This window comes from Pirellulales bacterium, assembly GCA_035533075.1.
Taxonomy (GTDB): domain Bacteria; phylum Planctomycetota; class Planctomycetia; order Pirellulales; family JAICIG01; genus DASSFG01.
The window spans coordinates 1-20,786 of the sequence record DATLUO010000097.1; the positions used below are offsets into that span (position 1 = coordinate 1).

General features: G+C 64.9%; 13 protein-coding genes. 7 read left to right on the top strand and 6 right to left on the bottom strand.

From position 1 onward, the window contains the following. Positions 1 to 108: 108 nt before the first annotated feature. The 5 genes from VNH11_12835 (at position 109) to VNH11_12855 (ending at position 9,265) form a co-directional block, all read left to right on the top strand. The gene (locus VNH11_12835; GenBank protein ID HVA47246.1) at positions 109 to 4,179 is read left to right on the top strand and encodes a hypothetical protein; all 4,071 of its coding nucleotides are present in this window, start codon (positions 109 to 111) and stop codon (positions 4,177 to 4,179) included. 25 nt (positions 4,180 to 4,204) lie between these two features. Continuing rightward, the gene (locus tag VNH11_12840) at positions 4,205 to 5,341 is read left to right on the top strand and encodes an ABC transporter permease (GenBank protein ID HVA47247.1); all 1,137 of its coding nucleotides are present in this window, start codon (positions 4,205 to 4,207) and stop codon (positions 5,339 to 5,341) included. Between the two features lie 15 nt (positions 5,342 to 5,356). Beyond that, positions 5,357 to 6,082 carry an ABC transporter ATP-binding protein gene (locus tag VNH11_12845; GenBank protein ID HVA47248.1) on the top strand — a complete coding sequence of 242 codons (726 nt, stop codon included), beginning with the start codon at positions 5,357 to 5,359 and terminating at the stop codon, positions 6,080 to 6,082. Between the two features lie 84 nt (positions 6,083 to 6,166). Continuing rightward, entirely contained in the window at positions 6,167 to 7,228 is a 1,062-nt protein-coding gene (locus tag VNH11_12850; protein HVA47249.1) for an efflux RND transporter periplasmic adaptor subunit, read from the top strand. A 252-nt stretch (positions 7,229 to 7,480) separates the two neighbouring features. Continuing rightward, positions 7,481 to 9,265 (top strand): heavy metal translocating P-type ATPase, encoded by a 1,785-nt coding sequence (locus VNH11_12855; GenBank protein HVA47250.1) that lies wholly within the window; start codon positions 7,481 to 7,483, stop codon positions 9,263 to 9,265. Positions 9,266 to 9,277: 12 nt separating this feature from the next. Here the strand turns inward: VNH11_12855 and VNH11_12860 are convergent, their stop codons facing one another. After that, positions 9,278 to 10,903 carry a BBP7 family outer membrane beta-barrel protein gene (locus VNH11_12860; protein ID HVA47251.1) on the bottom strand — a complete coding sequence of 542 codons (1,626 nt, stop codon included), beginning with the start codon at positions 10,901 to 10,903 and terminating at the stop codon, positions 9,278 to 9,280. Between the two features lie 60 nt (positions 10,904 to 10,963). Further along, positions 10,964 to 12,601, bottom strand: a complete 1,638-nt coding sequence (locus VNH11_12865; GenBank protein ID HVA47252.1) for a hypothetical protein — start codon at positions 12,599 to 12,601, stop codon at positions 10,964 to 10,966. A gap of 319 nt (positions 12,602 to 12,920) precedes the next feature. Between VNH11_12865 and VNH11_12870 the strand changes: the two genes are divergently transcribed. Continuing rightward, complete coding sequence (locus tag VNH11_12870) at positions 12,921 to 14,225, top strand: DUF6666 family protein (protein ID HVA47253.1); 1,305 nt, start codon at positions 12,921 to 12,923, stop codon at positions 14,223 to 14,225. Positions 14,226 to 14,278: 53 nt separating this feature from the next. Here the strand turns inward: VNH11_12870 and VNH11_12875 are convergent, their stop codons facing one another. Beyond that, positions 14,279 to 17,848, bottom strand: a complete 3,570-nt coding sequence (locus VNH11_12875; protein HVA47254.1) for an AAA family ATPase — start codon at positions 17,846 to 17,848, stop codon at positions 14,279 to 14,281. Then, the gene (locus VNH11_12880; GenBank protein ID HVA47255.1) at positions 17,845 to 19,089 is read right to left on the bottom strand and encodes a DNA repair exonuclease; all 1,245 of its coding nucleotides are present in this window, start codon (positions 19,087 to 19,089) and stop codon (positions 17,845 to 17,847) included. Before VNH11_12880 ends, VNH11_12875 begins: the two co-directional genes overlap by 4 nt. 175 nt (positions 19,090 to 19,264) lie before the next feature. On the opposite strand from VNH11_12880, the gene VNH11_12885 reads away from it, so the two are divergent. After that, on the top strand, positions 19,265 to 19,678 hold the full coding sequence (locus tag VNH11_12885; protein ID HVA47256.1) for a DUF4186 domain-containing protein: 414 nt from the start codon (positions 19,265 to 19,267) through the stop codon (positions 19,676 to 19,678). A 9-nt stretch (positions 19,679 to 19,687) separates the two neighbouring features. Here the strand turns inward: VNH11_12885 and VNH11_12890 are convergent, their stop codons facing one another. After that, positions 19,688 to 20,056, bottom strand: coding sequence for a hypothetical protein (locus VNH11_12890; protein ID HVA47257.1), 369 nt, complete (start codon positions 20,054 to 20,056; stop codon positions 19,688 to 19,690). 61 nt (positions 20,057 to 20,117) lie between these two features. Then, complete coding sequence (locus VNH11_12895) at positions 20,118 to 20,486, bottom strand: hypothetical protein (protein ID HVA47258.1); 369 nt, start codon at positions 20,484 to 20,486, stop codon at positions 20,118 to 20,120. Positions 20,487 to 20,786: the final 300 nt, after the last annotated feature.

The window sequence follows — 20,786 nt, forward strand, 5'->3', positions numbered from 1 at the left end:
CTCACCCCGGTCAAGGACAATTCGCTGATCGAGTACCAGTATCCCCAGTACAGCGGAGGTGCATCCCAGTACATTTTTGTGGGTCTTGAGCACTATTCATTGACGCCCATGCGCGGCCTTGTCGACTTCAACGTTGCCGGCAGTATTCCCGCGGGCTCAACGATCAATAGCGTGACGCTCACCGTGTCGATCGAGTTGACCAATTCCACCACCGCCGTAACTCCCACCGTAGAGCTGCACGACGTGCTGTCGAATTGGGGCCAAGGCACGGGGATCCCCACTGCTTTCATGCCGCCGTTTGCTCCGACCACGACCAATGACGCCACCTGGACAAACACCTTTTATCCCAATCAGTCCTGGAAGACCCCCGGCGGCGATTTCTCCTCCACGGTGAGCGGCACGACGGTTTTCGGCGCGGACGGTACAAGCTCCACGTGGAATTCCACCTCGCAAATGGTGGCCGACGTCCAGAGCTGGCTGAACAATCCGAGTACCAACTACGGCTGGTTGATGCTGGGCGACGAGACTCAGAACTCGGGCAAGATGATCGGTTCCATGCACTCGTCCAACCCGCCCACGCTGACGATCGATTACACACCCCCAGCCCCGCCCGCGCAGCCGCCCGACCTCGTCATCTCCAGCAGCCATACGGGCAATTTCCGGCAGGGTGACACCGCCGACCAGTACACGTTGACGGTCAGCGACACGGGCGCCGGGCCGACGAGCGGGCAGGTGACGCTGACCGACACGCTGCCGGCGGGGCTGAGTCCGACCGGGGCGACCGGCACGGGTTGGACGGTGAGCATTTCCGGTCAGACGGTAACGGCCACGCGCAGCGACGCATTGGCCGCCGGAGCCGCGTTCCCCAACCTGACCGTGAAGGTCAGCGTCGCCAATAATGCTCCCGCGAGCGTCACCAACACCGCCGCCGTTTCGGGCGGCGGCGCGACCAATACCAACAACACGGCCAGCGATCCAACCACGATCACTCAGGTGGCGGACTTGACGATCGGCGTAAGTCACACCGGCCAGTTCCGGCAAGGGGACACCGCGGACAACTATGCGATCACCGTGAATAACGTCGGGCAAGGCCCGACAAGCGGGCAAGTGACGGTCACCGACTCCCTGCCGGCGGGACTGACGCCGACGGCGGCCAGCGGCACGGGATGGACCGCCAGCATCTCCGGCCAAACCGTCACGGCCACGCGCACCGACGCGTTGGCGGGCGGCGCAAGCTATCCGCCATTGACCGTGACGGTCCGGGTCGAAAACAACGCCAGTCCGAGTGTCACGAACACGGTAACGGTCTCCGGTGGTGGCGAACAGAACACCGCCAACGATACAGGGACGGACGTAACCGCCGTCACTCAAGCGGCCGACCTTACGGTTAAGAGCAGCCACGCCGCAAACTTCCAGCAGGGCAACAGCAACGACCAGTATACGATCGCCGTAAGCAATGTCGGCGCCGGGCCGACAACCGGGACGGTGACCGTCACCGACACACTGCCGGCCGGATTGACGCCCACGGCAGCCAGCGGCACGGGATGGACCACAAACATCTCCGGCCAAACCGTCACGGCCACTCGCAGTGACGTGCTGGCCGCCGGGGCCAACTATCCGGACTTGACCGTTACGGTGAGTGTCGCCAGCACCGCGCCGACCAGCGTCACGAATACGGTCACCGTCGCCGGAGGCGGCGAATTGAACACCGCCAATGACACGGCCACCGATCCGACCACGATTACGGTTCCGGCGCCCGATCTGGCGATTACGAACAGCCACAACGGCAATTTCCGGCAAGGCGATAAGTCCGACACCTATGCGATTGCCGTAAGCAACGTCGGCTTGCTTGCGACGAATGGCCCGGTCACCGTCACCGATACGCTACCGACCGGTTTGACGCCGACGGCGGCCAGCGGCACCGGCTGGACCACCAGCATCGCCGGCCAGACGGTCACAGCCACTCGTAGCGATGCACTGGCGGCCGGCGCCGGTTTTCCGGACTTGGCCGTGACGGTGAGCGTTGCCGCCGACGCGCCGGCCAGCGTGACCAACACGGCCACGGTTTCCGGCGGCGGCGAACTGAACACCGCCAACGATACGGCGACAGACGTAACCCCGATCGCGCAAGCGGCTGACTTGACGCTCGGCGTGAGCCACGTAGGCAACTTCCAACAGGGGGACAGCGCCGATAACTACACGATCACCGTCAACAACGTCGGCGCGGGACCGACGATCGGACAAGTGACGGTGACCGATATCCTGCCGACCGGTTTGACGCCGACTGCGGCCAACGGCACAGGCTGGACGACCAGCATTTCCGGTCAGACCGTCACGGCCACGCGTAGCGACGTGTTGGCCAGCGGCTCCAAGTATTCCGACCTGACCGTCACAGTGAGCGTCGCCAACAACGCGCCCGCCAGCGTGACCAATACGGCCACGGTCGCCGGAGGCGGCGAGTTGAACACCTCCAATGACGGTGCCAGCGACCCGACGAAGATCACGCCGCCAATGCCCGATCTTACAATTGCCGCCCACCACTCCGGCAACTTCCGCCAAGGCGACAGCGCCGACAATTACACCATCACGGTCAGCAACTCCGGCCGCGCGCCAACCGTGGGACAGGTGTCGGTAACCGATACTCTCCCCACAGGTTTGACGCCCACGGCGGCCAGCGGCTCAGGTTGGACCACCAGCATCTCCGGCCAGACGGTCACGGCCACTCGCAGTGACGTGCTGGCCGCCGGCGCGAGCTATCCGGACTTGACGGTCACCGTGAGCGTCGCCGGCAGCGCGCCGGCCACCGTCACCAACACGGCCAACGTATCGGGCGGCGGCGAAACGAACACGGCTAATGATTCGGCCAGCGACCCGACCGTAGTGACCCAAGTGGCCGACCTGACCGTCAGCAGCAGCCACACCGGTAACTTCCGGCAGGGCGACAGCTCCGACAACTATACCATCTCGGTCGGCAACTCCGGCGCGGGACCGACGTCCGCCCCAGTGACCGTAACGGATACGCTGCCGGCCGGTTTGACGCCGACGGCGGCCAGCGGCACGGGCTGGACTACCAACATCGTGGGCCAAACGGTCACAGCGACTCGCAGCGATGCGCTGGCCAACGGCGCCAGCTATCCGGACTTCACCGTCACGGTGAGCGTCGCCGACAGCGCACCGGCCAGCGTCACCAACACGGCCACGGTCTCGGGTGGCGGCGAGCTGAACACCGCGAACGACACCGCCAATGACCCAACAACGGTCTCGCCCGCCACCGGCAGTCTCTCGGGATACGTTTATATCGACGCCGACAATGACGCTCGCCGGATCACTCCTCAAGGGATTCCTCATCTTGGCATGCCCGGCATTGTCGTGAGGCTCTTCAGCCAGGACAGTCAAGGGAATTGGGTGCAGGTGGCAGGAAAATCGCCGATTCAAACCGGCCAGGACGGATCCTACCATTTCGACAAACTGCTGGCGGGAACCTATCAGATCCAAGTGACGGATTCTCCCTATTTTCTCGACGGAATGGCCACCGCCGGCACCATCGGTGGAGTAGCGCGAGGAACCGCCAGCCAAGACCAGATCGTGGTTCAACTCGGCGCGGGAGAAAACGGGGTCGAGTATGACATCGGCGAGAGGGGACTCGTTGCGGGGCTGATCTCTCGCAGGTTGTTCTTGGCTTCGTCGCCGCCCATGGTGCAGGTCGTCGATAGTCTGTTCTCGCAGTCGGCGGCCGCCGCGCCACAATCTGCCGCCCAGACCACGGCTGCTTCGTCCCTGACGTCGGTATTCGCACCGGACGCGCTGGCGGCCCTCGGAGTGCCGACCGGGTATGCGATTACAGCGAACCAATCGCTGATCCAAGCCGCCGATGCTTCGTCAGCGGGATTTACGTTTTCGGGCGCCCAGATCGGGGCGACCTATGACTACAGCGTAACAAGCGACGCCGGAGGGGCCGCCGTGACGGGAAGCGGCGTCATTTCCTCCGCCAACCAGGCGGTATCGGGAATCGACGTGTCGGCGCTGCCCGATGGGACCTTGACCTATACCGCGACGCTGACCGACGCGACGGGCGTAGGCAGCGCGGCAACGGCAACCGCGAAACTCGATCGCAGCGCGACGGCCGCCACTGCGGCCGTCGACTCCGTCTTTGCCCAGCAGAGTTGGCTTCACCCGTGAAGCAGATTGGTGAAAGGGCCGCCCGATGACCTGGATCGCTTGGAAAATGCTCACCGGCAACAAAGGCAAATACGTGGGCATCATTTTCGGCATCGCCTTCGCATCGCTCTTGATCGCGCAGCAAAGCTCGATTTTTTGCGGCTTGATGCTGCTCACCACCAGCCAGATCAAAGACCTGCAAGGAGCCGATATCTGGGTGATGGATCCCAGCGTGCAGTTCATCGACGACATCAAACCGCTTACGGAGAACGATCTGTATCGCGTCCGCGGCGTGCCGGGGGTGCAGTGGGCCGTGCGGCTCTATAAAGGGCTGACGCGTGCGCGGCTTCAGACAGGCAGCTTCCAGCAGATCGTTCTGTTGGGACTCGACGACGCCACGCTCGTCGGCGCGCCGCCGCGAATCGTCGCCGGAAGCCTGGCCGATCTCCGCCGGCCCGGCGCCGTCATCATGGACGAGAACGGCTATCAGCAACTTTGGCCGAACCAGCCATATCGCACGGGCAGGACGTTCGAGATGAACGACCGCCGGGCGGTGCTGGTCGGTGTCTGCAAAGCGCGGCGGACATTCCAGACGTATCCGGTCGTCTACACTCGCTACAGCGAGGCCGTGCTCTTCTCTCCCCGCGAGCGGAAGGTGCTGTCATTCGTGTTGGCCAAGGGTAAACCAGGCACCGGTCCGGCCGAGGTCTGCCGCCAGATTTACCTGCAAACGGGCTTAAAGGCCCAGACCCGCGAAGAATTCGCCTGGACGACCATCCTGTATTACATGCGCAAGACCGGCATCCCCATGAACTTCGGTATCACAGTCTTGCTCGGATTCATCGTGGGAGCGGCAATCGCCGGACAAACGTTCTACCTGTTCACGATTGAGAACTTGAAGCAGTTCGGGGTTTTGAAGGCGATGGGAGCCGGCAACCTGCGGCTGGTGGCGATGATCTGGTTCCAGGCGATGGTCGTCGGTGTGATCGGCTATGGGCTGGGCATCGGCGCGGCCGCCGGTTTTGGACACGTCTGTCGCGAGTCGACGCGGATGGCGTTCTTCATGCCCTGGCAAGTGATGGTCGGCACAGGCATCTCCGTGCTCGTCATCGCCGCGTCGGCCAGCCTGCTATCGCTACGTCGCGTTTTACGTTTAGAACCAGCCGTGGTCTTTCAGAGTTGAAGGGTTCAGGGTTCAATGACACCCGCCATCACCTGCCGCAATGTGACGAAAGACTTTGGCTCCGAGGGCGCCCTGGTAAAGGCGCTCCGCGGCGTCGATCTCGACGTCTATCCGGGCGAGATCACGCTGCTCGTCGGCCCCAGCGGCTGCGGCAAAACGACGCTGCTCTCGGTGATCGCCGGCATTCTGCGGCCTACCGCCGGCAAACTCCATGTGCTCGGCGCCGACCTGGCCATGCTTGGCGGCAATCGACTGGTCAAGTTCCGCGGGCAGAACATCGGCTTTGTCTTGCAGCAGTTCAATCTGCTGCCGGCGCTGACCGCGGCCGAGAACGTCACCGTGCCGCTGATCGTGGCCGGCTGGCTGCGACGCAAGGCGTTGGCCAGGGCGCACGCCTTGTTGGAAAAAATGGGCATGGGCGACCGCTGCCATCACCTGCCGAGCAAGCTCTCGGGCGGAGAGCAGCAGCGGGTGGCGATTGCCCGCGCGTTAATTCACGGCCCGAAACTGCTCGTCTGCGACGAACCGACTTCGGCCCTCGATGCTCGCGCCGGCCGCGCGATCATGGAGCTGCTGCGTACGGTGGCGTTGGAAAACGGGCGGGCCGTAGTGGTCGTCACCCACGACAGCCGCGTGTTTGAATTCGGCGACCGCATCGCCCGCATGGAGGACGGGCGGATCACGGAGATTGAGACCAGCGCGACGGCGTGGAGCTTGGAAGCATTGCAGGCCGTTGCGTGAAAAGGCGTTAGGCGATAGGCGATAGGCTTTAGGCGCGGCCATCGAAACACCAACCCCCAACCCCCAACTGCCAACCCCTTCACGATGATCACCCATTACTTCTTGCCCACCGCTGCCATCGGACTCATCGTTTTCGCGGCCATGCACGTCGCCGGAGCGTCGAAAGATCCGCCGCTGGCCGAGCCGCCGATCGAACCTTCGCATGCGCCGTTCGCTCGCGCGGTTGCCGGGGCGGGCATGGTCGAACCGCAAACCGAGAACATCGCCATCGGCTCGCAGGTGCCCGGAGTGGTAACGCAAGTGTTCGTCGAAGTCGGCCAACGCGTCCAGGCGGGCGATCCGTTGTTCCAGCTCGACGACCGCATTCAGCAGGCCGACTTAAAGGCCAGGCAGGCGACGGCCGCGGCGGCCGAGGCGCAGTTGACGCAGATGCAGCGGCGGCCGCGGCCCGAGGAGCTGCCGGTGGCCGAAGCACAAGTGGCGGAAATGGAGGCGAACCTGGTCGCCCGCCGCGACTCGCTGGCGCGGGCTAAGCGGCTTTCGGCCAGCAAGGTGCTGACCGCGGAAGACGTCGTTTCTCGCCAACAGGAATATCAAAAGGCCGAGGCCCAACTCGCCCGCATGAAAGCCCAGCTCAAACTGCTCGAGGCGGGCACCTGGCAGTATGACCTGCTCGCGCAACAGGCCGCGCTCGACGAGGCGTTGGCGCAGGTCGAACAAACGAAAGCCGAAATCGCCGTCCGCACGGTCAGGGCTTTGGTCGAGGGCGAGGTGCTGCAAGTGAACGTGCGGCTGGGCGAGTTCGTGGCGGCGCCGTCGAATCAGCCGTCGATCGTGCTGGGGAACATCGACTTGCTTCACGTCCGCGTCGACATCGACGAGCACGACATCCACCGATTTTCGGCCAACGCCCCGGCGGTGGCCACGGTGCGCGGCCGACCCGACCACGAGTTCGCCCTGAAGTTCGTGCGCGTCGAGCCTTACGTGGTGCCCAAGCGATCGCTGACCGGTGACAGCACCGAGCGGATCGACACGCGCGTGCTGCAAGTGGTCTACAAGATCGAGTCGAACGGCGAGCGGCTCTACGTCGGCCAGCAGGTCGACGTCTCGATCGGCATCGAAGAAGCCGTGCTGGCAAGGCGGTGACGTCGCGGCTGCGGCGATTGGCACCGGCTTGCAAATTGCGTGCTGCAGATCGGGTCAAAAGATGATACTGTTGGTGCTATGGACCATTCGTCGCCGCCGACCGATCGAGGTAACGCCGAACGGTCGTTCCCCGGCGTACCAACCGGTGACGTTCTGTTCTTCGGCCGCTGGTGGGAGCGTCGCCACACCGCCATTGCGGCGATCACCCTCTTGTGCGTCGTCGCATATCTGATTGCGAAACATGGTTTTGTGATGCGGGAAACCGCGGCCCGATGGTCGCTCTGGCTGGCATTGGCCGTCTGCGGCGGGCCGCTCATTGTCGAACTGGCGTTGCGACTGCTTAGAGGTCAATTTGGGTCGGACCTGCTGGCCGGCATGTCCATCGTTACCGCAATCGTGCTTGGGGAATACTTGGCCGGCGCCCTGGTCGTGCTCATGTTGTCAGGCGGCGCTGCCTTGGAATCCTTCGCCGTCCGGCGGGCATCGTCCGTTCTTGATGCGTTGGCTCGACGCATGCCGTCGCGGGCCCATCGCCAGACCGAGTCAGGCCTGACGGACATTGCGTTGGAGGAAATCCGGGTCGGAGATGCGATTGCGGTGTTGCCGCACGAGGTCTGCCCGGTCGATGGCGTGGTGATCAGCGGGCATGGCAGCATGGACGAGGCCTATCTGACCGGAGAGCCCTACCGGGTCTCGAAGTCGATCGGGTCGGATGTGCTGTCGGGGGCGATCAACGGTGAGGCTGCCTTGGGCATTCGCGCCGTGCGGTTGCCTGTCGACTCGCGGTACTCGCGCATCATGCAGGTCATGCAAACGTCGCAGCAGCATCGCCCGCGGCTGCGAAGGCTTGGCGACCAACTCGGCGCCGTCTATACACCCATCGCATTAGCCGTGGCATTGGCGGCCTGGCTGGTGAGCGGCGAAGCCACCCGCTTCCTCGCGGTGCTGGTGATTGCAACCCCCTGTCCGCTGCTGATTGCAATCCCCGTCGCGATTATCGGTTCCATCTCGCTGGCCGCCCGTCGCAGCATCATCATCCGCGATCCGGCGGTCCTCGAGCGGATCGGCCGCTGCCGTACTATCATCTTCGACAAGACGGGGACCCTGACCTACGGCGAGCCGAGATTGATCGAGCAGTACGTCGACGCCGGCTTCGATCGCAACGAGGTATTACGGTTGGCCGCCAGCCTTGAGCAATACTCAAAGCATCCCCTGTCTACGGCAGTCCTCGATGCCGCGAGGGAGCTGCGGCTCCCGCTGGTTGCGGCTGAGTCGGTTCAGGAACATCCTGGCGAGGGATTGCGGGGAACGGTTGACGGGCGGTTCGTTCGGGTGACGAGCTCGCAGAAGCTGCTGGCCGAGCAACCGGACGTGGTCGGCCGCTTGCCGCCATCGACCGGTGGACTGCAATGCGTGATCGTGATTGACGGCCGTTACGCCGCCACGTTTCGGTTTCGCGATGAGCCGCGCGCTGAAGGGGCCGGGTTGATCGGCCACCTCGCACCGATGCACGGGTTTCAGAAAGTCATGCTTGTGTCGGGCGATCGACTATCCGAGGTGCAGTATCTGGGCGAGCGTGTCGGCATCAGTGAGCTCCACGCCGGCAAAACGCCCGAAGAGAAACTGGCCATCGTGCGTGAAGAGACTTCCCGCAACGATACCCTCTACGTGGGTGACGGTATCAACGACGCCCCGGCGATGGTTGCCGCCACGGTGGGCCTGGCGATGGGTCAGCGCAGTGAGGTGACCACCGAGGCTGCCGGCGCCGTACTGATGGATAACATGCTGGGCCGGGTCGACGAATTGCTTCACATCGGTGAGCGGATGCGTCGGATTGCGCTGCAAAGCGCCGTGGGAGGGATGTTGCTGAGTCTCGTGGGCATGATTCTGGCGGCCTGCGGCTACCTGCCGCCGGTGGCGGGGGCAATCTCGCAGGAGGCGATCGACGTGGTAGCCGTGCTCAACGCCTTGCGTGCGGCCTGGCCGCAAGGTGCGCTAACCGATTACGGCTCGCGCGTTGAAACTCGCAAGCGGTGAGGCAATCGTGAATCAGAACTGGTATTTCAGCCCCGTGGTGATTCCCTGCAACCAGAAGTCGGTGATCACCGACTGGAATTGTGGGGACGCGGGGCCGGTCAATTGTCCGGGCGGGAACTGGGAAGGATTGATGTGCAGGTCGACCTGGTTGGCCGGCCGGGCCACGCGGCTCCAATACACGACTGTGTATCCGAATGTGGCGCTCAGGCGTCGGGTGAACCGGTATTCGAAAGTGACGCCGAGCTCGGGAAGCACTCCGAAGCCACCGAGTTGGTGGCGGCCGATGTTCGTCGGCAGAGCCAACAGCCCTCCCGAAGCGATGCTTGAAGCCTGTGAAGGAAGCGTTGTGGTCGTTACTCCCTGGACCAGAACCGAAGATTGGCTGTAGCCCAGGGCGATCTTGCACAAAAGGTCGACCGACAAGCGGCCGCGGCGGCTTTGGGTGGCAATCCCAAAATCCGCTCCGTAGAAATTGTTGGAGCCCCCGAAGAAATCCGAGATGCTCGTGGCGGTCCCTACCGGGACGGCCCCCGTGGCGGAGATGGACGTCGATTGCGAGTTGACATTGATGTCTTCCGTGAACCGGGCGTAGCGGAAGCCGAAAAGGCCGTCCAGACGGTACTTCGGTTCCCGCACTAACGCCGCGCGAAACAGCCCTCCCAGCATGTAGAACTGGTTTTTCAACCTGACATCAAGCGTGCCCGTCTCGAGCCCCGGATAGGCCACGAGTGACGAGTCTTGTGCCCCGGTTTGGGCGTTGATGAAGGGCTGTGCAAGGATGGGATTGGTTTGATCCGAGGCGTGAAATCCCGCCGACGCCGATCCCGCGGTAAAATACGTGGCCTCGAATCCGAACTTCTGGCTAGGGGAATGCCACCAGCCAACGGTGAACCGGGCGCCCGCCCGAGTGCTCGAATTGACCATCTGATCGCCATAGAGCAGCGTCGTGCCTTGCGCGCCGAGAACGCCGGCCTGCGCCTGAGCCGTGCCAATCGGACTTGTGGTGGCTAGGGCCGGCAGGTCGGCGCCTTTGCCCCAAAGCAGCAGGAATTCGGCACGGCCCCAGAGCCGGCCGCCGGGGGCGTACCAGGGGTCGGGCTCATATTGATCCGGCGAAGGGGCCATCTGCCACGCGGGCACGTTGTTGTCTACGTAGGGCAGTACAATCTCTTCGCCCTCGGGCAAGGCGCCTAGCACTTCCCATTCCGGCAAGTTCTGCTGAGCGACGGACCGAGCGCTTCCAGTCCTCTGGGGAGAATAGCCTGGCGTCTGCCATTCGGGCAAGTTGTCCTCGACGACGGGTCGAACAATTGCAGGCCCCTGGCGCGGCGGATGTGGCATCGGCCGTTGGCGCGAGTTGTTCTCGACGACGCGGCGGGAAACCCGATTCTCGCGCTCCATGACAAGCGGCCAGTTCTGACTTTGCCAGGGAGCGGGATCGGCAGCATCCTCTTGCACGACCGACGGCTTCGACGCGGCCCTCGTCTGCGCCGCTGCCGGCCGGTTGCCTGACAGCCATGCCGCCGCCAGCACCACGACAACCGCGGCCCACCGCACGGCCGGCCGGGCGCCATCCGCAAACGACGTCGCGTGTCGCGAGATGCGATGGATCGTCATGGCTTTACACGTTTTTGACATTTGCCACACTCGTCCCGGACACCGGTTCGCGCCGATTACCGCTCGCTACATGCTCACGATTCAGAATGTCACCGCCCAACGAACACCGAGGATGTCAACACTGCCAAGACTATGGGGCAGGAACCAATGTTCCTCGTTCACCATCAACAGGCTGCCGCCCGGTAGCGTCCAGTTCACGCCATAGGTGAATCGCTGCACCGTGAAACTTCCGGTCGTGAGGGTGCTGCCGGGAGGCGGCAGCAAGCTTTGCGTCGACTGCGAGTCGTACCGTGCCAGGAAACTCATATTCCAACGCCGGGAAATCAGCGCCTCGCCTTCCAGGTATAAGCCGCCGACTCGCTCGGTGAAAATGTTGGCGGGGACGGTTCCGACCCGGCCCGAATTGCGCTGCGCGTACTCAAACTGCACGCGTAGCCGGTCTTTCCAGCGGAATGTCGCGTCGGCCCCGAAAATAAGGTAGTTCAATACCTGGTTGGTTGGGCTTGCCGCACTCGTATTGAAGCTTCCCCCCGTCACGGACGCTCCCAGCCGCAGGTGCTGTCCCCCGATCGTAACCCTCCCGCCGCCGGCAGGCCGATTGTTGCCATAGTACTGTTGCCGCGTGAGAACAAAGTCGACGCCGTTGGAAGACCCTTGCAGGCCGTTGACGAGGTAGGCGTCGAACGTGGCATTTGCGTTCTCCGCGATCGGTAGACCAAGCGAAAGATTCGCCCCGGTATCCGCATAGGGCATCGGCAAGACCGGAAAGCCCAAGGGGCCTGCGCTCAGGCTGGTGGCAAAGACCCGCTCGCCCATGTTGTAGATCAGGGGCATGCTCACCGTGCGGTAAACGCCGGGGTTCGACTGCTGATAAAAGGCTCCGAAGGGGACGATGAACCGCCCGGCATCGATCGCCACGTCGGCCTCCGGCTCGCTCTGGGACGGGCGAGTACAACTACGAGACCGCAGATACTTGGTGATGTCGAACCGGACCGCGGCCTCGACCAGGTCGAGTTTGGCCTCGTTATGGCAGGTTGTGCAGGCGGTGGCCCGGGCACTGACAGGTCCATCGCCTTGCCAGGTGCCGCCGATCCATAAACCGGGGAAGAAGCCGGGATCCTGCACGGCGTTGCCACCGCCGCCGCGCCACCAGGGAGAGAAGGTGCCCCAGAAAGAGAATGGCGACCCGGCGTCGGCCGCCGCGGTCCCGGCCTCCTTTCCCCCGTTTGCCGCTGTTTCGCCACTTGCGCTTTGGTTGCGAGACGCGAGGTAGGTGGCGATCGACTCGTGGACGTTGCCCGGAATCTCCGCATCCGGCTTGCCGGCCATGCGCCGCACGGTGGTCCGCCAGCCGGCGAGGTTCTTAGTTGCCTGCAGGGCCTTCTGAGCGTCGTGGCACGAAGTGCAATGGCGGTTGAAGGCTGTTTCGCCTGCTTGAACGACCGAGGCGTCGAAGCCCTGGCCGGAACCGCCGGTCGATTTTGTCTTCGTGCCGTCGCCGTTGCCCAGAGGGGCTTGAGAGGCGGACGCGGCGTCTGCTGCGTCGGACTGCGCCCTCTGCGGCGATGGCGCGCTTGCCCTGGCGTATCGCGAGGCCACGCCGCCGCTAGCGGCAAAAAACGGCGATCGGCTGTCGTCGTCGGCGTCCGCTCGCGGAGCAAGGAGGCAGGCCCAAAGCGAAACGACAAGCGGCGCGCAGGTGAAAGTCCGACAATTCATCGTCTCATCGTTAGCTCAAAGTCCCGGTAGGATGTGTTTATCGGTTACGGCGAGTTTAACGGTTAGTCAAAATCCGCCGTGCTCCGTGAATTGGTGAAACCGCACACTTTGGTGGGAGATTTCGTGCCATTTCGCGCTCGAGTGTCACTTAGAAGTGAGACACCCGCGAACGTCACGGCTGTGAATTGCCAGACACGGCGAGAGAAACTCGGCTTGCCTGGCACCCCCGATTCTGAAACAATCCGCGCCCCACCGGATTCCAACTCTGCGGGCAACCGTCGTCCGTCCTAACCCAACGCCTTTCCTCGGAGGCGCGACCTTGAGCCGGCACAGCCTTCATTTCTGCGTGGTCAGCAGCGCGGCACTTGTTGCTTTCATCCTCAGTGGAGACGCCGACGCGCAATACTCCCCGTCCAACCTTACGGAACCGTCTCCTTATGCGCGGCCCGGCGCGGCCGCGCTGCCCGCTCCGGCGCAGCCCTTCCAGTCCGCCCCGAATGCCTACGGCACTGCTCCGGCCGGCGTCCAGCAACCGAGCTATCCGGCCTCCTTTGCGCCGCCCACCGGTCGCGGGCCGGCGCCGCCCGGCATGCAGCCTTACCCGCCAAATCAAAATCAAAACGTGCAGGGCATGCCCCAGCAGGATCTCTCGCAACTCTCCTATCTGAATGGGCCGCCCGCCAACCAAGCGATGCAAACGCCGCCGGCGGCTCCCGCTTGCACTCAGTGCCAGGACGGCTCGTGCGACAACTGCCGCGCCGGAGCCGGCGACGTTGCGGTTGGCCAGGACGGCCCGCGATTCGGCTTCGAAGCATTGCAGCTTTTCGACACCTTTCGTGGTCCGCCCGAAGGTTCGGGGCCAAGCAATTTTGGCGAGGTGACGCGCGCGAACGCCGGCGTGCCGATCTTCGAGGCCTGGGGAATCGGCTGGCAACTGGGAGCCAGCTATGGCATTTACGACTTCAGCGGCCGACCGCCGCCCGCCACGGAAACGAGCGGCGCGCAGCAGCAGGTTTTCGTGACCACCGGCTTTTTCCGCCGCGCAAAGGAGGGCCAGCGCGCCAGCTTCGGCCTTGTTCACGACTGGATGATCAACAACAATTACTCGCAGTACGCCGTTTCGCCCACGATCAGTCAGTGGCGCGGACAATTCGAGTGGGCGCTGAGTGGCCGGAACTCATTTGGCGTGTGGGGGACGTGGCACGACAAGAGCTTTATCCGCGACGTCCCCGACAATCACAACCAGTTTCGCGCCATCAGTCAGATCAACGCCTTTTGGCACCACAAATATGAATTCGGAGCCGACACCTGGCTCCGCGTCGGGTTGCCGGTCTCGAAGGAACTGGTAGGAAATGCGCTGGCCGGCTCGGCGATCATCGGCGCGACGGCGCAGCTGCCTCTCAATCACCAGCTTGCCCTGTATGCCAACGCCATGTATATGGCTCCCAATACGTCGGCCGGTCCGATCGGTTCGGCCAGCGACGCCTACAACGTTTCGATGGGGATCGCTTGGTATCCGGGCCGCAACGCTCGAACCCCGACCGTCAACGGCAGCCGTTGGCTGCCCTACATGCCGCTGGGCAACAATAGCAACTTCTTGGTCGACTCCAGTCATTTCGACTGACCGTCGGCACGTGCGAGCCGCCTGCTTCGTAAGCTATCGACAGACAATTGTCGTCACGCCGCTTCGTGCCCGTCGTCGCCGGGATGCCAGTCGTCGGAGCCGCTCCAGCGCGGGCCGTCGTCATCGGGCCACGTCTCGTCTCGATCGTCCACCTCGAACAGCGGCTCGTCTTCGGCCACCAACGCCGCGTCGTCCATGTCGTCATCGACCGGCTCGTGCCAGCTCGTATCGGCGAACGGGTTTTGAAGCGGTTTGCCGCGCACGACCGATACGCGGTGCGGGCGGCCTGGCTCCACGTCGTCGTCCACCGCGGGGCGATGTTCCGCCGCGGGCCGCGGCTTTTTCCGGCGGCCCTTCCGCGGCCGCTTCGGTTTGGCCCCGGCGGTCGGCTCCTCTTCGGGCACCTCGTCGATGACTTCCACAACGTCGCCGCCGTCCTCCTCAGGCTGCCATGCGGCCGCCACCTCGTAGCGATCTCCTTGCGGCTCCTCCGTTGAATCGGCTTTGCGCGGATAGGCCACCGTGATCGCCCCCGAATCGTCGTTGGCCGGCAGCGCGTGGACCGACACCCTCAAATTGCGGAACAGTTGCGCCAGGTGCTCGTGGCAGGTGAATACCAGCACCTGGTGCCCCGCGTCGGCGAACTCTCGCAATACGGTCGCGGCAGCTTGGGCGCGCCGGGCGTCGAAGTTCACCAGCACGTCGTCGAGCACCAGCGGCAGCTCGACGCCGCGCCGGCCGTACACGTCGACCAGCGCCAGCCGCAGGCTCAGAAAGAGCTGCTCGCGCGTGCCGCGGCTCAGTACCTCGACCGGCAGCGAGTTGCCTTCGCCGTCGTCGACGCGCAACGCCCGTTCGCCGAGCGGCGTCCAGATTCGCGTGTACCTTCCGTCCGTCAGGCGTGCGAGGTGTTTCGACGCCTCCTTCAACGCCTCAGGCTGTCGCTCGCTCTCATAGGTGCGGCGGACGGAGTCGAGCAGGCATTCGGTCACGGTCAGTACGCGCCAGCGTTCAACCGCCTCGCGCACCTGCTGGTCGACCGCGCCCAACTCGACCAGCCGCGTCGCCATCCGCCGATCGTCGGCCAGCGAGATCGCCTCCTGCTCGAGCCGCCCGCGCTGTTCGTGCAGCACGTGCAGCCGGTCGGTGGCCGCGTCGATCTGCCGGGCCAATTCGTCCCAACGTGCTTCCAGTCGCTCGCACTCCGGACCTTCCAACCACACGCGCAGCTCGTCTTCGCTCAAGCGGCCCGCGAGGCCGGTGGCAATGTCGCGCGAGAGGGCGTCGCGGCGGGCGACAAGCGCCAGCCGTCGGTCGTGTTCGGCCGCGCGGACCCGCAGATCGGCCTCGCCGGCGGCGTGAGCTTCGTGCAACAACTGCTGCCGCCGCTGCTCGCCTCGGCGAACGGCCGTGGTGAGTCGCGTTTGCTGGCGGCGCAAACGGGCGGCCCGTTGTTCCAAGGCCGCGCGTTTCGTGGCCACGACTTCGTGCGCGGCCAGCTTCTGCCGCAGCTCGTGCAGCTGTTCGCTGGCCCGCCGGGCCGAAGGATGTGCCTCGATGTCGTGGAACACCTGCTTGATGCGGCCGCTCAGGGCGTCGAGATCGCGTTGACGGTCTTGCAGCTCGCTCCACCGCTCTTCATGCTGCCGCGCCAACTCCGCCAGCTTGCCGTGCCGGCCGGCGAACTGGCGGGCCTGCTTGGGCGTAAGGTTCTTCGATAAACCGGCCGACGATAACGCCTGCTCCCAGCGTCGCCGGGCTTCGCGGCTGTCGCGGTCGGCCGCCGCAACCCGCGCTGCGGCCGCTTCGGCCGCGGCCAGCGCCGCCTTGCGCTGCGAATCGACGCCCAGTAGCTCTTCTAAAGCGGCCAGTTCTTTTTCGGCCGTTTGCAAGCGGACCAGCAGCGGGCCGCCGCCGCGGGGCAACTGTGCGTCGATGGCCTCGCGCTCTTCCTTGGCCTGCTTCACCTGCGACGCCAGAATGGCCGCCTGCTTTTGGCACGCTTCGAGCTGATTGGTCGCCGAGCGGTCGAGCAGGAACTTTCCGCCCGCCGCCCCGATGGCCCCCAGTGCGCCGATTGTGGCCAGCATCCAGCCGGCTGTTCCCACCAGCGACGACGGCAAGAACATGTTGGCGAGCACCAGCACCACGCCGAACACGAACACCGAGCCGAGAGCCACCAGCACCCAGGCCGGCAAAAGCTGGCGGTCGAGCAGCAGACGCCCTTGATCGGCCAGCTCCGATTCGTGCCGGGCAAGCTGGCCCAATCGCTCGTCGAGATGTACGCGGCGCCGCAGTTGTGCGACCAAGTTGCCGGCTCGTTCCAGCGCCGGAGCGAGATCGTGATCGGAGCCGTCGCGCAGCGCGGCACGAATCTGCTCGGCCAGCTTTTGGGCCTGCCGGTCCGACGCGGCCTGCTCGTCGTGGGCGGTCTTGGCGCGCGCTTCCGACTTTGCCAAGCCGCGCGCCGCCGGGCGAAGGCGGCCCACGATCGCCTTGCGCGCCGGTCCTTGGTCGTGCGTTTGCTTGCCGTTGAGGCCCAGTTCTCGCCGGTGCTCGGCCAACTGGTGCTCCAGCGACGTGATCTCGGCGGTGAGCTGCTCGACCTGCGTTTCCAGCGTACCGAGCCACGTCGCCTGCTCGACCAGAGCTTCGATGCGCGGCGCATGGCGGGCCAGCCGGGCGTTGAAGTCCAATGCCCGCATCTCGTCGCGCACTGTTCTGCGGGCCCGCACCAGCTCGGCGATGCGTCTCCGCCGGCCCTGCAAGGCCTCGTTGAGCACGTCCAGCCGTTCGAGGGTGCCGGGCGAAACCGCGGCCACCGGCGGCAGCTCGGCGATCTCGCGAGTCAGCTCCGCCCGTCGCCGCCACGGTTCGCGAACGGTGACCGCCGCCTCCACGGCCCTGGCGGCCAGTTCCAGGTTCTCGCGGTCGGTTTCGCAAACGGCGACCGTCGTTTCCAGCTCGGCCAGCTCGTGGGCGATGGCCGCCTGGCGATGCACCTGCGACCGCAATTCGTCGACGTCGTGCTGAAGCGTTTCTCGGCGGCCGAGCAGATCTCCCAGCTTGCAGGCGTTTTTGTCCGACGAAACGGTTCGCTCGCGCGAGGCTGCCAGCTCGCGGAGCACTTCGGCCAGCGTCACACCGTTCAGGCCCGTCGAAAGCTGGTAAAGGAATTCCGACGCCGCGGAATCGCCGAGCGTGCCGAGCTCCTGCATTTCGCCCAGCCCCAGGGCGAACACGTGCTTGAACGTCGCTTCGTCGATGCCGCCCAGCAAACCGCCCAGCACATAATCGGGCTGCAAGACGCCGTCGGCCGCCACGATCCGCAATTCTTCGTGCTCGCCGCCCTTTTGAATTCGATGCCGGCTGATGGCGAACCGTCCCGCGGCGCCGGCCGCCACGTGCAGCGTGCCGCCGGGCTGGCCGCCTCGGAGCGGAGGCAAATAGCGGTGGGCGCGATCGTGCGAAAAGCCGTAGAGCATGGTCCGCACGAACTGCAAGAGCGTGGTCTTGCCCGCCTCGTTCGGTCCGTAGAAGACGGCGATCCGATCATTCAGGTTTTCGAGCTTCAGACCGCTCCAGACCCCGAAACCATCGACTTGGGCCGAAAGAATTCTCACGGCTTGTCCTCGCTTGTCAGGAGAGAGGCCCCCAGGGCGGCCGCTTTTTGCAGCATCCGGCGACGATTGGCCGGGTCGCTCAGACGCAACAGCCGATCGAGCTGTTGCCCGCGCGGCGTTTGGCCGACGAGCAGCTCCAGCGGCCCGCTCAGATCGGCCGGATCGTTGGTTCCCTCGCCGTCGAACTGCGGCAACGCACGCAGGAAATCGCCCAGCAGCGAATCCTGCTGCGACCAGGCGGGCGGCACCGCCGCCTCGGGTTCGAGCTCGATGGCCGCGCTCCACGCCACCGGACGGTCGTGGCCGAAGCGGCGCCTCAGCCGGGCAAGCAGCGTTTCGGCCAGCTCGCCACGCCGCAGCTCGGAAACGACCGGTCCCGCCCCGGCGACCGACCAGACGACGAGCAGATCGAGATCGGGCGACGTGCTGCGCAACTCGCGCAATTGGTCGGCCAGCATCTGCTCCAGCGATTCGCCGGTCGTTGTCTCGTGGACGGTTGCCCGACGATGGCACCACCGCACGACGTCGCTGGCGGCGTTGCGCATTTCGACGCGGCCTTGTTCGTCAATTTCGACCAGCGTGCAGCCGTGCGCGCCCAGATCGGCGGGGCCGCGGCCTTGCGGGGTTCCTGGATAGTGGGCCGGCTGCGGGCCGTCAAGCAGGGTCGTGCGACGATGTTTGCCGCCCAGCGCCCAATAGTTGATGTTGCGGCCGGCGAGCGCCGCGCGGTCGATGCGGCCGTGCGCGGCGACGATGGTCGGCAGCGAGTCGGGGTCGGGCCAGAAATCGGCCGCCCGCAGTTTGCCGCCGCGCGGGCGGCTCAGCCCCGTGAGGCGTGCCAGCGGGGCGTCGGCCGAGGGGAACAGAAAGTCTTCGGGCCGCCGGCTGGAAAACCGATAAACGTTGCCGGGCAAGTTCAGGGCGGCGGGCCAACGTTCGGGCCGATCGACCCGCCCGCCGGCCCAATAAACGGCAATCTGACGCTCGGCCAGCCGCGCGAACTGCCGCAACAAAAACGACACGCCGTGCGGCCCGGCCAGCTCGATGTCGAGGATGTCGCCCGACAATATCATGAAGTCGGCCTGCTCGGCCAGCGCCGTGCCGACGATTCTTTCGGCGGCACGGTAGGGCGCATCGGCAAAGACGGGCTTCAACAGATCGGGCACTTCCGTCAGCCCGACCAGCGGGCATTCCAAATGCCAGTCGCTGGAATGAACAAAGCGCAGCCGCCGTCGGGACATTGGCGCCTCCATGTGCCTATCGCCCCCTCGGAATTCGTTCGACAGGGTAGTGTAGCCAAGCGGGGAAATTCGTGCTAGGGCGGTTCTGGGGCCGCGTGCGGAGTTTGACCTTACCGACGAGGGCGCGATAAGCTAATCACGCCACGAACAGCCCATTAGGATTGCCGGACGAGACATGGTTGCAATCGCACACGACCGCATCGAACGCGTGCTGCAGCGTCTCGCGCGGTCGCGGTTTCGGGCACGCTTCCGGCTCGATGAGCGCGAGATCGCGTATCTCGACCGCAAGGGAATGCCGATTGTCCTGCAAGAGGGGCGCGACATGCTGTCGCAACGGCTGGCTCCGGCCGCACCCGGTCGCGACGGCCGGCAGACGCCTTGGCGGGGCCATCCGGTATTCGTCGCGCAGCACGCCACGGCCACCTGTTGCCGCTCTTGTTTGCACAAATGGCACGCCATCGACAAGGGCCGCGAGCTCATGGCGGATGAACTCGACTATGTACTGGCCGTCATCGGGCGATGGCTGGAGGGACATCGGCCGCAGGGGCAATCGCCAACGGCCAGGCAATTGCCGCTGTTTGATGAATGAGCCGAACCGTCACCATGGCCCTCGGACATAGTAGACGCCGAACTGGTCGGTGCTGCTGGGCCAGCGGGGCGTGGGCAGAAAGCCGCGGCCGCCCGCGTAGGGTCCGGGATAGGCACGCGTGAATTGCGGCCAAATCGGCGTCACCGACGTTTGCGCCACGCCCCAGTTCCAGTGCGTTTGCAGTTCGGCCGTGGGCGGCACGACCAAGGCCACGGGCTGGCCCCACATGGTGTGGTAATAACCGCCCGCCCACTCGGAGCCGCAGGCGTTGTGGCGTTTTGCGCGATGGGTGCCGCCGGCCAGGGCCGTGTCGGCCACGCTGCCAAGCACCGCGGCAAGCGCCACGGCCATCGTCACGGGTAAGAGTCGCGACTTCATACTTCCCTCAACTTGTACTTGGCGCTTGTGAACATCGACGCAACGGTCGTGGCGTCGGTCTTTACGGCGCGTATTGGAACATCACATCCGGATAGCGACGCGGATACCAGACGTGCCCCGAGAGCAGGCCCGATTTCCATGACACCGTCGTGCGCGTCACCGGCAGCAGGTGGCGGCCATCGTAGCGGGAATAGCTGCGGTGATGGCGATAGAGGAATTCCTGCGGATAAAGCGGCTGGTACGTGACGTAGGTGTGACCGACCAGCGGTGGCGTCGGGCGCGGGCTGGGGTAGAGTTGGGCCGGCGGGTTGCCAGCCACGTAGTTGTTGTAAAACAGGTCGGCGGCCTGCGCGGCGACGCCGGTCAGGCTGAGACCTGTGGCGACGAGCGCCATGCACGCCAGGCGTGTGGGCAACCATGCACGAGCCATCGGGCGATTCCTTTCGGGGCCTGTCTGTGAGTTTGGTCTGATTGGCCGTTGGGCTAATAAGACTCTCGGCGGTCGCTATGCCCGCGACGCACGCTTTTTGCGGCCAGTCGCGCAATCGTGACCGCAGGCGCGAGCCTCGCAAAAGGCAGAATTGCGCTCGTCGGCGAATAGGGCTCTTGCAGTCCCAAAACCGCCTGGGACCGCCGTAGACCGGCCGTTATAATTCCTACGGTCGAAACTGTTCTTTCCTCGCAGGCGGGCGGCGCGGCATAATCTGCATCGTTGCCTGCCCACGGCAAC